This is a genomic window from Gordonia sp. HS-NH1 (genome assembly GCF_001418765.1).
Classification (GTDB): Bacteria; Actinomycetota; Actinomycetes; order Mycobacteriales; family Mycobacteriaceae; genus Gordonia.
The window spans coordinates 151073-165457 of the sequence record NZ_LIYC01000001.1 but is presented as its reverse complement, the minus strand read 5'-3'; the positions used below and the strand labels follow the sequence as shown (position 1 = coordinate 165457).

Genomic DNA, 14385 nt, shown 5'->3' with positions numbered 1-14385 from the left:
CGCGTCTGCGGCTGCCCTACTTCGCGCTCCCCGCTCGATCTCGATCACTTCAGGACTTCACATGACCGCTTCGGTTGTTTCTTCTGCTCTTGCCCCGTCGGCCGCGTCGGTGTTCGCCGTGGCGCCACCGACCGTCGCCCCGGCCCCGTCGGCGCCGCTGTCCCTGCGCGTCGAGGACTACGCGTCCGCGGTCGCCGCCGGCGCCACCCCCGTCGATGTCCGCTCCCACCGGCGCCGTCAGCTCGACGGCGCCTTGTTCGGCGCGCTGGCCATCGACGCCGTCGAGGTTCTCGACCGGCTCACGCCGGACACCCCGGGTTCGCTGCGCACCGCGCGACCCGAATCCCGGTGGATTCTCGTCAGCGAGGACGGGCACGAGGCGGAATGGCTCGCCTGGCACCTGCAGGCGCGTGGCGTGCACGGTGCGGTGTTCGTCGTCGGCGGGCACCGCCGGATGCGGTCGGCACGGGTCAACGGGCGGATTCGTCCCGACGACCTCGCCGTCATCTCCGCGCACGAGAGCTGAACCCGCCCAGCGCGACCCGATTGTGGCCGCGATCACGCCGAGGCGGTGAGTTGGGAGTCGATGACCGGCCCCGATAGGGTGCGTGGGGTGAGTGACAGCCCGACCAGCACCGCCACCCCCGAAGCGACCGACGAGCAGACTCCCGAGCAGTTGCGCATCCGCCGCGAGAAGCGTGAGCGGATCCTGGCCGAGGGCCGTGAGGCATACCCGGTCTCCATCCCGCGCACCCATAGTCTTGGCGAGATCCGCGCGGCCTATCCCGACCTCGAGGCCGGTACCGAGACCGGTCAGCACGTCGGCGTCACCGGGCGCGTGATCTTCCTGCGCAACAAGGGCAAGCTGTGCTTCGCGACGCTGCAGGAGGGCGACGGCACCCAGCTGCAGGCGATGGTCAGCTTCAACGGTGTCGGCGAGGAAGCGCTGGCGCGGTGGAAGTCCGAGGTGGACCTGGGTGACATCGTGTTCATCTCCGGCGAGGTCATCAGTTCGCGCACCGGCGAACTGTCGGTGATGGCCGACGGCTGGCAGATGGCGTCGAAGTCGTTGCGTCCGTTGCCCGTCGCCCACAAGGACATGAACGAGGAGACCCGGGTCCGGCAGCGTTACGTCGACCTCATCATGCGTCCGGAGGCGCGCAGCATCGCCCGCACCCGGATCTCGGTGATCGCCGAACTCCGTGCGGCTCTGGGGCGTCGGGGATTCCTCGAGGTCGAGACCCCGATGTTGCAGACCCTGCACGGCGGGGCGGCGGCACGTCCCTTCGTGACGCACTCCAACGCCTTCGACATCGATCTGTTCCTGCGCATCGCGCCGGAGCTGTTCCTGAAACGCTGCGTGGTCGGCGGCATCGAGCGCGTCTTCGAGATCAACCGCAACTTCCGCAATGAGGGGGCCGACTCCACCCATTCGCCGGAGTTCGCGATGCTCGAGACCTATCAGGCCTACGGCACCTACGACGACTCCGCGGTCATGGTCCGCGAACTGGTGCAAGAGGTGTCGCAGGCCGCGCTCGGCACCCAGACGCCGACCATGCCGGACGGTTCCACCTATGACCTGTCCGGCGAGTGGACCGCGCTGGAGATGTACCCGTCGCTGTCCGAGGCGCTCGGCGAGCAGATCGTCCCCGCGGGCGCCGACGGTGAGACCACCGTCGAGGAGTTGCTCGCCATCGCGGCACGCGTCGGACTCGAGATCCCGAAGGACAAGGGTTACGGGCACGGCAAGCTCGTCGAGGAACTGTGGGAACACATGGTCGGCGAGAAGCTGGACCGGCCGGTCTTCGTCCGCGACTTCCCGGTCGAGACCTCGCCGCTGGTCCGCGCGCACCGGTCGGTGACCGGCGTCGTCGAGAAGTGGGACCTGTACGTGCGCGGCTTCGAGCTGGCGACCGGATACTCCGAACTCGTCGACCCCGTCATCCAGCGCGAGCGCTTCGCCGACCAGGCCCGCCTGGCCGCCGCCGGCGATGACGAGGCGATGGTCCTCGACGAGGAGTTCCTCGCCGCGATGGAGTACGGCATGCCGCCGACCACCGGCACCGGTATGGGCATCGACCGCCTGCTGATGGCCCTCACCGGCCTCGGTATCCGCGACACCATCCTGTTCCCGCTGGTGAAGCCCCGCACCTAACCTCCCGGGATTTCGTAGCAACAACGCGCGCTATGGCCGTATTCACGCTACGGATTTCCGACGAAGGGCCGTCCGGACCTGTGCCAGCACCCAGGCCGGGCGGGCGGTCACGTCCTGCCAGGTGAAGCGCAGGACGGTCCAACCGTTCGCGACGAGGTCGTTCTGGCGGGTCCGGTCCCGTTGGAAGGCGACGGCGTCGCTGTGGAAGGCCATGCCGTCGATCTCGATGGCGATCTTCGACGCCATGAAGGCGAAGTCCAGGACATAACCGCAGGCGGGCGTGTTCGCCGACCATCCCGTCAGTCCGGAACCGCGCAGCAGTGTGGCGGTGATTCGTTCCGCCTCGGACCTCGCGCCCGAGGACATCGCCTCGAGCATCGCGCGCGCTCTCGGAGAGCCTCGACGCCCGGCGTTCCGACGCTGGACAACGTCGAGCGCGGCGACGGTGACCTTCTTGGTCAGCAGCGCGGAGTCCATCACTTTCACCCCCGATTCCACCGATGCGTCGAGAACCGTCAGCTCGAGCGCGGTCACGGCCAATCCGTCGACCTCTGTGAGGTCCCGGCGGTCGACGTTGCGATGCCAGATCCGCGCGCCGTCGACCGGTGACCCGTGCCGACCGTGCGGTGCGACCACCACGGGGGACGCGGGGACCTGGGGGACGATGCCGTGCCACCACGCCGCGGCCGAGCTCGCGAGAGCGGCGTCCGGCCCGGCACGCAGCACGGCGAGCCGCATCCGCATCCGGTCATCGACCGTCCGGTCGCCGACTCGGAAGACACCCCTGGCGACCCGGACCCACTCGCCGGTGGCGACGCGATGTCGGATCCTGTCGGCGGACACGCCTACGTCGAGCAACTGCCGGGTCGTGAACACGCCGTCGTGGGCCGCGATCATCGCGCGTGGGTCCTCGGTCACAGAACTTCGACGCACCGCGGCCCCGACCGGTTCCCGCCGCGAACACGGGTCGATTCGGTAGCAAGAATGCGCTTATAGCGCGCGTTGTTGCTACGAAACGCCGCGGGGCTAGGTGAGGTTGCGCTTGAGGATCTTGCCCGACGCGTTGCGGGGGAACTCGTCGACGAAGACGACCGACCGGGGGATCTTGAAGTTGGCGAGGTGCTCTCTGGCGTATGCGATGACCTGCGCTTCGTCGAGGTCGGTGCCGGAGCGGACCGTCAGATAGGCGCGGCCCACTTCGCCGAGGCGATCGTCGGGTACGCCGACGACCGCCGATTCGGTGACGCCGTCGATCCGGGCGAGGGTCTGCTCGATCTCCGCGGGATAGACGTTGAACCCGCCGCAGATGTACATGTCCTTGAGTCGATCGGTGATCTTCAGATTGCCGCGCTCGTCGATGGTCCCGATGTCGCCGGTGTGGAGCCACCCGTCGGCGTCGATCGTCGCCGCGGTGGCGTCCGGATCGTCGAGGTATCCGACCATCACCATGTCTCCGCGGGCCAGCACCTCACCGTCGTCGGAGAGCCTGATCTGCATGCCGGGGAACGCGCGTCCGCAGGTGTTGGCCACCGTCGTGTCGTCGTCGTCGGGCGTGCAGGTCGACACGAAGCCGCTCGCCTCGGTCAGGCCGTAGGCGGTGATGACGGTGTCGACACCCAGGTCGTGCTGCAGGCGTTCGACGAGGACGACGGGCACGATGGCGGCGCCGGTGATGACGATGCGCAGGCTCGAGAGGTCGTGGTCGGCGCGCTTCGGGTCGTCGAGGATGGTCTGGAAGATCGTGGGAGCGCCCGGGAAGACCGTCGCGCGTTCGTCGGACACGAGCTTCATCGCCTGCTCCGGCGAGTAGACGGCGAGCGGCAGCATGGTCACGCCGAACAGGACGCTCGGCAGGATGCCGGCCTTGTATCCGAACGTGTGGAAGTACGGGTTGACCATCAGATAGCGGTCATCGGGGTTCAGCCCCGCGTTCGCACCCCACCCGTGTGACCCGGTCAGGGTCTGCCGGTGTGTTGCCAGCACGCCCTTGGACTTCCCGGTCGTGCCGGAGGTGAAGAGGATGTCGGAGATGTCCTCCGGGGAGACGGCGCGGGCGCGACGGTCGGCATCTGCCCACGCGTCGTCGGTCGCGCGTTCGAGGAAATCGTGCCAGTCGACCGCACCGTCGGGTGCTGTCGCGCCGGGGGTGAGCGGCACCCGCACGACCACCGCGGGCATCGAGGCGCGGTGATCGCGTAGGAGTTCCGACGCGTGGTCGGCGCCGAGGAACTCGCCGGACACGACGACCGCCCGGGCCCCCGAACGTTCGATGATCTCGACTGCCTCGCCGGTGGTGTAGCGGGTGTTGAGCGGGACGAGTGTGGCGCCGGCGTAGTGGACTCCCAGCGCCGCGATCGGCCAGTGGAAGCTGTTCGGCGACCAGATGGCGACCCGGTCCCCGGCCTCGATGCCCGATGCCACGAGTGAACCGGCGAAGGCGCGGACCGCGCTGTGCAACTGGGCCCAGGTCAACTCGAGTCGCGGATGTGACGAAGGGTCCCACTGGCCGTCGACGAGAGCGATACGGTCGGGCCAGGTGCGCGCAGCGCGACGCAGTGCGGCCGGTGTGGTGGGAGAGGGGAGAGTCTCGTGCAGAGAGGTCTGCGCCATGCGCCCCAACCTAGCACTTGCTTGGTGCGTTATGCTAGCGCTCATGACCACGACGAATCTCGCCGATCGTGCCGTCGACCTGGGTGAATGGGCGAAATCGACACCGAACGCCGGCGCCGAGTTCGCGGACGCGGTGCGGGCGTGGCTCGACGAGAATCTGACTGGCGACTTCGCCGATCTGAAGGGCCGTGGCGGCCCGGGTAGCGAACACGAGTTCTTCGCCGAACGGCTCGAATGGGATCGCCATCTCGCCCGCGCCGGATGGACCTGCATCGGCTGGCCGGTCGAGTACGGCGGTCGTGGCGCGACCCTCGAGCAGCGGATCATCTTCCACCGCGAGTACGCCCGCGCGAATGCGCCCGCCCGGGTCAACCACCTGGGCGAGGAACTGCTGGGCCCCACACTCATCGCCTACGGCACCGACGAGCAGAAGCGGCGTCTGCTGCCCGGGATCGTCGACGTCACCGAGTTGTGGTCGCAGGGTTACTCGGAACCGGGCGCCGGCTCCGACCTCGCGGGGGTCTCCACGACCGCGCGGCTCGACGAGTCGAGCGGATCGGCCAAGTGGATCATCAACGGCCAGAAGATCTGGACCTCGCTCGCGCATGTCGCGCAGTGGGTGTTCGTCATCGCACGTACCGAGAAGGGATCGTCGCGGCACGCCGGGCTGAGTTTCCTGCTGGTCCCGCTCGATCAGCCGGGAATCACCGTCCGGCCGATCCAACAGCTCACCGGCACATCCGAATTCAACGAGGTGTTCTTCGACGACGCAGAGACCGAAGCCGACCTGATCGTCGGCGACCCCGGCGACGGCTGGAAGGTCGCGATGGGGCTGTTGCAGTTCGAGCGCGGTGTCTCGACGCTGGGCCAGCAGGTCGGATTCGCGCGCGAGCTGGGCAATCTCACCGACCTCGCGCGAGCCAACGGGTCGGTCGACGATCCGGAGATCGCGTCACGACTCGCGCGCGCCGACATCGGGCTGAAGGTCATGCGGGCCCACGCCCAGCGGACGCTCGACGGTGACGTCACCTCCCAAGCGGGCGCGGCGTCGGTGTCGAAGTTGTTGTGGGCCAACTGGCATCGCGATCTCGGCGAACTCGCGATGGATGTCGTCGGCGCACCGGCACTGATCGGTCCGGCCGCGACCGCCGAAGGCAAGGCCAACGACATCGCCGATCCGGAGAACGTCGAACTCGACGAATGGCAACGGCTCTACCTGTTCACCCGTGCCGACACGATCTACGGCGGGTCGAACGAGGTGCAGCGCAACATCATCGCCGAGCGAGTGCTCGGCCTACCCCGAGAGGCACGCTGATGACCGGAGTCGACGTCAACGGGGCCCGCGCCACGGACCGAGCGGCCTCCCCGCTCGCCACTCCTCCCGCCGAGGTCGCCGGACACGACCTGCTGCTGGGCAAGAAGGTCGTGGTGACCGCCGCTGCCGGAACGGGTATCGGCTTCGCGTCGGCCCGCCGCGCGCTTCTCGAAGGCGCGGACGTGCTCATCAGCGACTGGCACGAACGGCGCCTCGGCGAGGCCGCCGAGAAGCTGGCCGCCGAGTTCCCCGGCCGCACGGTCACCCAGCGCACCTGCAATGTGCAGGTCACCGCGGAGGTCGACGCGCTGATCGACGACGCCGCAACGCAACTCGGACGCATCGATGTGCTGGTCAACAACGCCGGACTCGGCGGGGAGACCCCGGTCGCCGAGATGACCGACGAGGAATGGGACCGCGTCCTCGACATCACGCTCACCGGTACCTTCCGCGCCACCCGCGCGGCCCTGAGGTACTTCGGCTCGGTCGAACACAACGGGGTCATCGTCAACAACGCCTCGGTGCTCGGCTGGCGGGCCCAGCGCGGACAGGCCCACTACGCCGCGGCGAAGGCCGGGGTGATGGCGCTGACCCGGTGTTCGGCACTCGAAGCCGCCGACGTCGGGGTGCGAATCAACGCGATCGCGCCGTCGATAGCCAAACATCCGTTCCTCGCGAAGGTGACCAGCGACAACCTCCTCGACGAACTCGCCGCCCGGGAGGCCTACGGGCGCGCCGCCGAGGTGTGGGAGGTCGCCGCGACCGTCGCGATGCTCTCCAGCGACTACACCACCTACCTCACCGGCGAGGTCGTCTCGATCTCCAGTCAGCGCGCCTGACCGCCAACGACGTCCACCGATTCAAGGAGCACCGACCATGACCACCCCCCAGGCCTACATCGTCGACGCCGTCCGCACCCCGGTCGGCAAGCGCAACGGCTCACTGGCCAAGACCCACCCCGCCGACCTCGGCGCCCACATCATCTCCGCCCTCGTCGAGCGCACCGGAATCGACCCGGCTGCCGTCGACGACGTGGTGTTCGGCTGCCTCGACACCATCGGCGGCCAGGCCGGCAACGTCGCCCGGACCGCTTGGCTCGCAGCCGGTCTCCCGCTGGAGGTGCCCGGCACCACCGTCGACCGGCAGTGCGGCTCCAGCCAGCAGGCGATTCACTTCGCCGCGCAGGGCGTCATGAGCGGCACCCAGGACATCGTCGTCGCCGGCGGGCTGCAGAACATGAGCGCCATCCCGATCTCGCAGGCGATGATCTCCGGCAAGGAGTTCGGATTCACCACGCCCACAGCCGAATCCGCGGGCTGGCAGGAGCGCTTCGGGGACGCGCAGATCTCCCAGTTCCTCGGCGCCGACATGATGGCCAAGAGGTGGGACATCAGTCGTGAGGACATGGAGCGCTGGGCGCTGCAGTCACATGAGCGTGCCCGGGCGGCGATCGCCGACGGCAGGTTCGACGCCGAGAACGTCGCGCTCGGCGACTGCGTCGTCGACGAATGCCCGCGCGAGACCTCGATGGAGAAGATGGCCGGTCTGCAGGTGCTCGCCGAGGGGTCGCGGCTGACGGCGGCCGTCGCCTCGCAGATCGCCGACGGCTCCTCGGCGACACTCGTCGTCTCCGAACGTGCGCTGAAGGAGCACAACCTGACACCGCGCGCCCGCATTCACCACATGTCCGTGCGCGGCGACGACCCCGTGATGATGCTCTCCGCGCCCATCCCGGCCACCAAGTACGCGCTCGACAAGACCGGACTGTCGATCGACGACATCGACGTCGTCGAGATCAACGAGGCATTCGCGCCGGTCGTGCTCGCCTGGCTCAAGGAGACCGGCGCCGACCCCGCCAAGGTCAACCCCAACGGCGGCGCCATCGCGCTCGGCCACCCCCTCGGCGCCACCGGCGCCAAGCTGTTCGCCACCCTGCTCAACGAACTCGAGCGCACCGGCGGCCGCTACGGCCTGCAGACCATGTGTGAAGGCGGCGGGACCGCCAACGTCACCATCATCGAGCGGCTCGGCTGAGAGTTCACCCCTCGACGTTTCGGTCCCGGGGTCGTACCATTCTGACAACAGGCGTGCCCACATCACGGTGTGACCTGGCGCATACTATTGTGTGGGACAGGCGGACTGTTTTGTTCCAACGCCGCACGTCAGGTGCAGCACGACCTAGCTGAGGGGATCTCGATGACCAAGCCTGCTGAACACACCAGCACCGACGCGATTTCGACGCGGGGTGTCTCGTCGGAGGCACACACGCTGACCGAACTGGTTGACATCCAGCGCGCGGCCTTCCTGCGCGACGGGATCCCCGACTCCGACACCCGCATCGACCGCATCACGCGGCTGGCGGCGCTGCTGCTCGACAACGCCGACGAGATCGCCGCCGCGTTGGCCGAGGATTTCGGTGCCCGCCCGCGTGAGCTGTCGCTGGCCGCCGATGTGGCCGGCTGCATGATCGACCTCGCTCACCAGCGCCGGGGCGTCAAGGACTGGATGGCCGAGTCCAAGGTCGCCAAGGTCCAGGGCCTGCTCGGATACAAGCAGAGCATCCGGCACGACCCGCTGGGTGTCGTCGGGATCATAGGGCCGTGGAACTTCCCGCTGCAGCTCACGATCGTGCCCGCGGGTTCGGCTTTCGCGGCCGGTAACCGGGTCATCCTGCGCCCGTCGTCGGTGACGGCGAAGACCACGGACGTGATCGCCAAGCACGCGCCGGACTACTTCTCGATCGAGGAGCTGGCGGTCGCCACGTCGAAGCACGGTTCGGGTTCGGACTTCGCCAAGCTCAAGGTCGATCACATGTTCTTCACCGGCTCGCCCGGCGTCGGTGCCTCGGTGGCTCAGGAGGCCGCGAAGAACCTCATCCCGGTCACTCTCGAACTCGGCGGGAAGAACCCGGCTGTCGTCGACATCGACGCCGACATCGACAAGGCCGCGACGATGCTCGCCGACGCCCGAATGGTCAACGGCGGCCAGGTGTGCCTGTGCCCGGACTACGTCTTCGTCCCCGAGGCCAAGCTCGGTGAGTTCACCGACAAGGTCGTCGCGCGGTGGACCAAGAACTTCCCGACGATCATCGACAACGACCAGTACACCTCGACGATCAACCAGAAGAACTATGAGCGCATCCTCGGGCTCATCGACGACGCCGAGCAGCTGGGCGCCACCAAGCGTCAGGTGATCCCCGGCGGCGAACCGCTGCCGGACGCCGCGCGCCGCAAGATCCCGCCGACGCTGCTGACCGGCGTGAAGGCGGGCATGAAGATCGAGGAGGACGAGGTCTTCGGTCCGGTGCTGACCGTGTACCCCTACCGCGACCTGTCCGAGGTCATCAGTCAGATCAGCTCGCACCCGCATCCGCTGACCATGTACTGGTGCGGCGACCAGAACGAGCGGTTCCAGAAGCTCGCCGACAACACGCGCAGCGGCTCGATCAACGGCAACGACTTCGCCATCCACCTGTTCAGCGGCGAGCTGCCGTTCGCGGGTGTCGGCAACAGCGGGATGGGCGGATACCACGGCCGCACCGGCTTCGAGACGTTCAGCCACGCGCGGGCCGTCGCGTTCTCGACGCTGCCGGTGAGTGTTGCCGAGATGATGTCGCCGCCGTTCCTGCCCAAGGACACGAAGCTGACGAACAATCAGCTCAAACTGTGGAAGTTCTTCAACAACCGCGCGATGAAGAAGGTGCGCAAGCGCCTCGGCGCATAAGATCGGTCGTCGTGGCCGGGATCGTCGACCGACGGTCCCGGCCAAGCGCTTGCTAGGGTGTGCGCAGACTCTCTCAGGAGGATGCGCTTGTCACCACGAGGCCAGACCAGGATCGATGCGAAAGGCAGATCCGACGCGACCGCGGCCGCCGCGGACGTCAAGCCGGCCGGCGGACAGCGGACCGATACGCCGGCCCGCTCGTCGCGTCGAGACGAGCTGCTGGCGACGGCCGGGCGGATGTTCGCCGAGCAGGGTCTGCGGTCGACGACGGTCCGGGACATCGCCGACGCCGCCGGCATCCTGTCCGGCAGCCTCTATCACCATTTCGACTCCAAGGAGTCGATGGTCGACGAGATCCTGCGGGGCTTCCTCGACGACCTGTTCGCCCGTTACCGGCAGATCGCGGCGTCGAGCACGTCGGCGACCGAGACCCTGCGCGGACTCGTCATCGCGTCGTTCGAGTCCATCGATGCCGAACGCAACGCGGTCGCGATCTACCAGGACGAGGCGAAGCGTCTCTCCGGCCAGGAACGCTTCACCTACATCTCCGAACTGAACGTCGAGTTCCGGCAGCTGTGGCAGTCGGTGCTGCAACGCGGGGTCGAGAACGGGGAGTTCCGGGCAGATCTCGACGTCGAGCTCGTCTACCGGTTCATGCGCGACACCGTGTGGGTCGCCGTGCGGTGGTACCGGCCCGGCGGCACGATGTCGGTCGATTCGATCGCGGACCAGTATCTGTCGGTGGTCCTCGACGGCATCCTGCCGCGCTGACCACCGACGTCGAAGTTAGGGTAGCTTTCCTTTCCCAGCGTCCGGCCGTTATTGTGCGCATATGACAATTGGCGGAACCGATGTGTCCGCGCCGGCAGCAGTCTCCGACGTCGACGCCGAACCCGACGATCCGAAAGCCGCGCGCGCCCAGGCCAGATCCGAGTCCAAGGCGAAAGCCGCCGCACTCGCCGACGTCCTGGCCCCGGTGAAGACGCGCACGATGCTCGCCCAGTTCGTGCAGATCTTCGCCTCCGCCGCAACGGTGGTGCCGTTCATCGGGATCGTCGAGCTCGGGCGCATCCTGCTCGAGCCGGGACCGATCGACTCGGGACGCGTGTGGCTGGTCGTGTGGCTGGTCGTCGCCGGTCTCGGTGCTCGCGCCGCCTTCAGTTTCCTCGCACTGGCGATCACCCACTTCGCCGATCTCGATCTACAGGCGCAACTCCGAATCCGCATCGCGGACAAGCTCGGTCGGTTGCCGCTGGGATGGTTCAGCCGCACCAGCTCCGGTGCCGTCCGCAAGTCCGTGCAGAACGACGTCGCCGACCTGCACTACCTCGTCGCGCACGCGACGGTCGAGGCGACGGCGGCGATGCTCTCGCCGATCTTCGCGTTGATCTACTGCTTCTACCTGGATTGGCGTCTCGGACTCCTCGCCGTCGCCACGGTGCCGCTGTACGCGTTGACCTACTCCTACATGGCCCGTGACCTCACGACCGAGATGGAGAAGATGGACAAGGGTGTGGCGCGGATCAGTGCGACCATCGTCGAGTTCATCTCGGGAGTCGCCGTCGTGAAGACGTTCGGGCAGACCGGTAAGGCGCACCGGCGGTTCGTCGACGCCGCCGACGAGTTCAACGACGACTTCGCCGGTTACATGGGCCCGATGCTGCGCGTCCAGGCGGTCACCACCGTCCTGATCAGCGCGCCGCTGATCCTGCTGGTCAACCTCGGGGTCGGGTACTGGCTCGTCGACAACGGCTGGGTGCAGCCCATCGAACTCGTCGGCTCGACGCTGATCGCGATGGTGCTGCCGACCGCGCTGCTCACCGTGTCCACCGCGGTGCACACCCGTCAGCAGGCCTCGGCCGCGGCGCTGCGCATCGCCGCGCTGCTCGCCGAACCGGAGCTGGTCGTCCCGGAGAATCCACAGGTGCCTGCCGGTCACGACGTGCGTATCGAGAACGTGCACTTCACCTACCCGCCCCGTCTCGGGGTGCCGTCCGGGGTGAAGGCGCTCGACGACGTCAGCGTGGAGCTGGCCGAGGGCACCGTGACCGCGCTCGTCGGGCCGTCGGGAAGCGGGAAGTCGACGCTCGCGACGCTGCTCCCGCGTTTCGGTGATCCCGACTCCGGTGCGGTGCGTATCGGCGGGGTCGACGTGCGCGACATCGCACCCTCCGAGCTCTACCGCCACGTCGGTTTCGTGCTGCAGGACGTGCAGCTGCTGACGATGTCGGTGCGTGACAACATCCGCCTCGGCCGTCCGGACGCGAGCGACGAGCAGGTCCACGACGCCGCCCGGGCCGCGCAGATCCACGAGCGCATCCTGGAGCTGCCCGACGGTTACGACACCGTGGTCGGCGATGGTGCCCACTTCTCCGGCGGTGAGGCACAACGTGTCTCGATCGCGCGGGCACTGCTCGCCGACACGCCGATCCTCGTCCTCGACGAGGCCACCGCCTTCGCCGACCCCGAGTCCGAGGCGCAGATCCAGCAGGCCATCGGCGCGCTGATGACCGGGCGGACCGTACTCGTCATCGCCCACCGTCTCGGCTCGATCACGCACGCGGACAACATCGTCGTCCTCGACCGGGGCCGGGTCGTCGAACAGGGCCGCCAGGACGAACTGGTCGCCCGCGGCGGGCTGTACGCGTCGATGTGGGCCGCCTACGAGGCCGGGACCACCAGACAGGACGAGGAGATCGCGCGCGGCGCGGTCGCGAACAGCGAGGTGGCACGATGATCCGCGGTTTCTACACGATCCTGGGTTCCGAACGTGCACGCATGGTCGTCTTCCTGTCCTGGGTGGTCGTCTACGGCGTCGCGCAGGGGCTGGCGATGCTCACCCTGGTCCCGATCGTCGAGCATCTGCTGACCGGTGATCTGTCCGCCGCCGCGAACTGGTTGTGGCCGTTGGCCGTCCTCGTCGTCATCTGCGCGGTGAGCGCCTACGTGCAGTCACTCAAGGGCATGACGATGGCCCTCTACGCCATGCGCATGCTGCACCACCGGCTCGGCGATCACATGGTCACGCTGCCGCTCGGATGGTTCACCCGTGACCGGGTCGGCGACGTCTCCCAGATCGCGGTCAAGGGAACGATGTTCGTGGGCAGCACCGGTGCGCACTACATCACCCCGGTCGTGGTCAACACGGTCAGCTCCGTCGTGGTCGTCATCGGCATCTGCTTCTTCGACTGGCGCATCGGCCTTCTCATGGTCGCCGGCACGTTGCTCCTCATGTATGTCGGCAAGTTGTCGAGCTCGTTCCTCGCGAAGTCCGAGGGACGCAAGCGCGCCGAGGCCGTCAAGGTCAACAACCGCGTCCTGGAATTCGCCCGCTGCCAGGCGGTGCTGCGAGCCTTCGGCGATTCGGACTCCGCGCACAAGCCGCTCGCCGACGCCCTCGGACAGCAAGCACGCGTGGGCAAGTCGATGCTGTGGCGCTCGATCCTCGGCATCCTGCTGAACGGGTTGTCGGTGCAGGTCGTCTTCAGCGCCGTGCTCGCGCTCGGTGCGTGGCTGGCCGTGGCGGGACACATCGAGCCCGCCCTGCTGATCGCGGTCTTCGGTCTCGCGGCGCGCTTCTTCGGTCCCATCGGCGAACTCGCGGAACTGGGTTCGACGCTGCGCATGTCCACCGACGAGATCAACCGCATCACCGGCGTGCTCGACACCGACCGGATGCCCGCGCCCGATCAACCGGCGGAGATCACCGAACCGGGTGCCGTCGAACTCGACGGTGTCGCATTCGGATACGAGACCGGTGCGCAGGTCCTGCGCAACGTGTCGCTGCGGGCACGCCCGGGCACGATGACCGCTCTCGTCGGCCCGTCGGGCTCGGGTAAGTCGACGATCTTCCGCCTCATCGCCCGGTTCTACGACGTCGACGGCGGCGTCGTGAAGGTCGGCGGCGTCGACGTGCGCGAGCAGGAGACCGGTGCACTCATGGGCCAGTTGTCCCAGGTGTTCCAGGACGTCTACCTCTTCGACGACACGCTGTGGGAGAACATCAAACTCGGCCGCCCCGAGGCGACCGACGACGAAATCCGCGCGGCCGCCGAGACCGCCGGGGTCACCTCGATCGTCGACCGGTTGCCCGACGGCTGGCACACGGTCGTCGGCGAGGGCGGTTCGGCCCTGTCCGGCGGTGAGCGGCAACGTGTCTCGATCGCCCGCGCTCTGCTGAAGGGCGCGCCGATCGTGCTCTTCGACGAGGCGACCAGCGCTCTCGATCCCGAGAACGAGACCCACGTCGCCGAATCCATCCGCAGGCTCGCCGATCAGAGCACGGTGCTCGTCATCGCACACAAGCTGTCGACCGTGATCGCCGCCGACCAGATCGTCGTGCTCGACGACCAGGGTGGCGTCGACGACATCGGCACCCACGACGAACTGCTCACCCGCGGTGGGCGTTACCGGGAGTTCTGGGACCAGCGCGCCGCCGCTGCCGGATGGACGCTGACGCCATCGGCTTAGGCGGCGTCACCCTCCTCAGGGCGGTTTTCCTACTGCTGCCTGAGGTGTGAGCGTCCCCATGCTCCCTGAGGAGGTCCGGAGCTTGCGGAGGGCCGTCACCCCTGCTCCCTGA

The 14385-nt window shown here is 68.0% G+C and carries 11 protein-coding genes; 9 read left to right on the top strand and 2 right to left on the bottom strand.

What is annotated here, in order from left to right:
• The first annotated feature begins 61 nt into the window (after nucleotides 1-61).
• Both AMD30_RS00675 and lysS read left to right on the top strand, forming a co-directional pair.
• Complete coding sequence (locus AMD30_RS00675) at nucleotides 62-526, top strand: hypothetical protein (protein WP_055474405.1); 465 nt, start codon at nucleotides 62-64, stop codon at nucleotides 524-526.
• A 60-nt stretch (nucleotides 527-586) separates the two neighbouring features.
• Nucleotides 587-2155: a lysine--tRNA ligase gene (gene lysS, locus AMD30_RS00670; protein WP_156354123.1), complete on the top strand. Its 1569-nt coding sequence runs from the start codon at nucleotides 587-589 to the stop codon at nucleotides 2153-2155.
• Nucleotides 2156-2197: 42 nt separating this feature from the next.
• On the opposite strand, the gene AMD30_RS00665 is transcribed toward lysS, so the two are convergent.
• Nucleotides 2198-3073 (bottom strand): type IV toxin-antitoxin system AbiEi family antitoxin domain-containing protein, encoded by an 876-nt coding sequence (locus AMD30_RS00665; RefSeq protein ID WP_231632609.1) that lies wholly within the window; start codon nucleotides 3071-3073, stop codon nucleotides 2198-2200.
• Nucleotides 3074-3181: 108 nt separating this feature from the next.
• Complete coding sequence (locus AMD30_RS00660; protein ID WP_055474403.1) at nucleotides 3182-4765, bottom strand: FadD3 family acyl-CoA ligase; 1584 nt, start codon at nucleotides 4763-4765, stop codon at nucleotides 3182-3184.
• A gap of 43 nt (nucleotides 4766-4808) precedes the next feature.
• On the opposite strand from AMD30_RS00660, the gene AMD30_RS00655 reads away from it, so the two are divergent.
• From AMD30_RS00655 to AMD30_RS00625, 7 genes are all read left to right on the top strand, one after another.
• The gene (locus AMD30_RS00655) at nucleotides 4809-6080 is read left to right on the top strand and encodes an acyl-CoA dehydrogenase family protein (protein WP_055474402.1); all 1272 of its coding nucleotides are present in this window, start codon (nucleotides 4809-4811) and stop codon (nucleotides 6078-6080) included.
• A complete protein-coding gene (locus tag AMD30_RS00650; RefSeq protein WP_055474401.1) occupies nucleotides 6080-6919 on the top strand; it encodes an SDR family oxidoreductase in 840 nt (279 codons plus the stop codon). The genes AMD30_RS00655 and AMD30_RS00650 overlap by 1 nt, the downstream gene beginning before the upstream one ends.
• Before the next feature lie 37 nt (nucleotides 6920-6956).
• Nucleotides 6957-8114 (top strand): acetyl-CoA C-acetyltransferase, encoded by a 1158-nt coding sequence (locus AMD30_RS00645; protein ID WP_055474400.1) that lies wholly within the window; start codon nucleotides 6957-6959, stop codon nucleotides 8112-8114.
• 162 nt (nucleotides 8115-8276) lie between these two features.
• Nucleotides 8277-9803, top strand: coding sequence for an aldehyde dehydrogenase family protein (locus tag AMD30_RS00640; RefSeq protein ID WP_055474399.1), 1527 nt, complete (start codon nucleotides 8277-8279; stop codon nucleotides 9801-9803).
• Between the two features lie 87 nt (nucleotides 9804-9890).
• Nucleotides 9891-10574: a TetR family transcriptional regulator gene (locus tag AMD30_RS00635; RefSeq protein WP_083889035.1), complete on the top strand. Its 684-nt coding sequence runs from the start codon at nucleotides 9891-9893 to the stop codon at nucleotides 10572-10574.
• Nucleotides 10575-10635: 61 nt separating this feature from the next.
• The gene (locus AMD30_RS00630) at nucleotides 10636-12540 is read left to right on the top strand and encodes an ABC transporter ATP-binding protein (RefSeq protein WP_044507212.1); all 1905 of its coding nucleotides are present in this window, start codon (nucleotides 10636-10638) and stop codon (nucleotides 12538-12540) included.
• Entirely contained in the window at nucleotides 12537-14273 is a 1737-nt protein-coding gene (locus AMD30_RS00625) for an ABC transporter ATP-binding protein (protein WP_055474398.1), read from the top strand. Before AMD30_RS00630 ends, AMD30_RS00625 begins: the two co-directional genes overlap by 4 nt.
• Nucleotides 14274-14385: the final 112 nt, after the last annotated feature.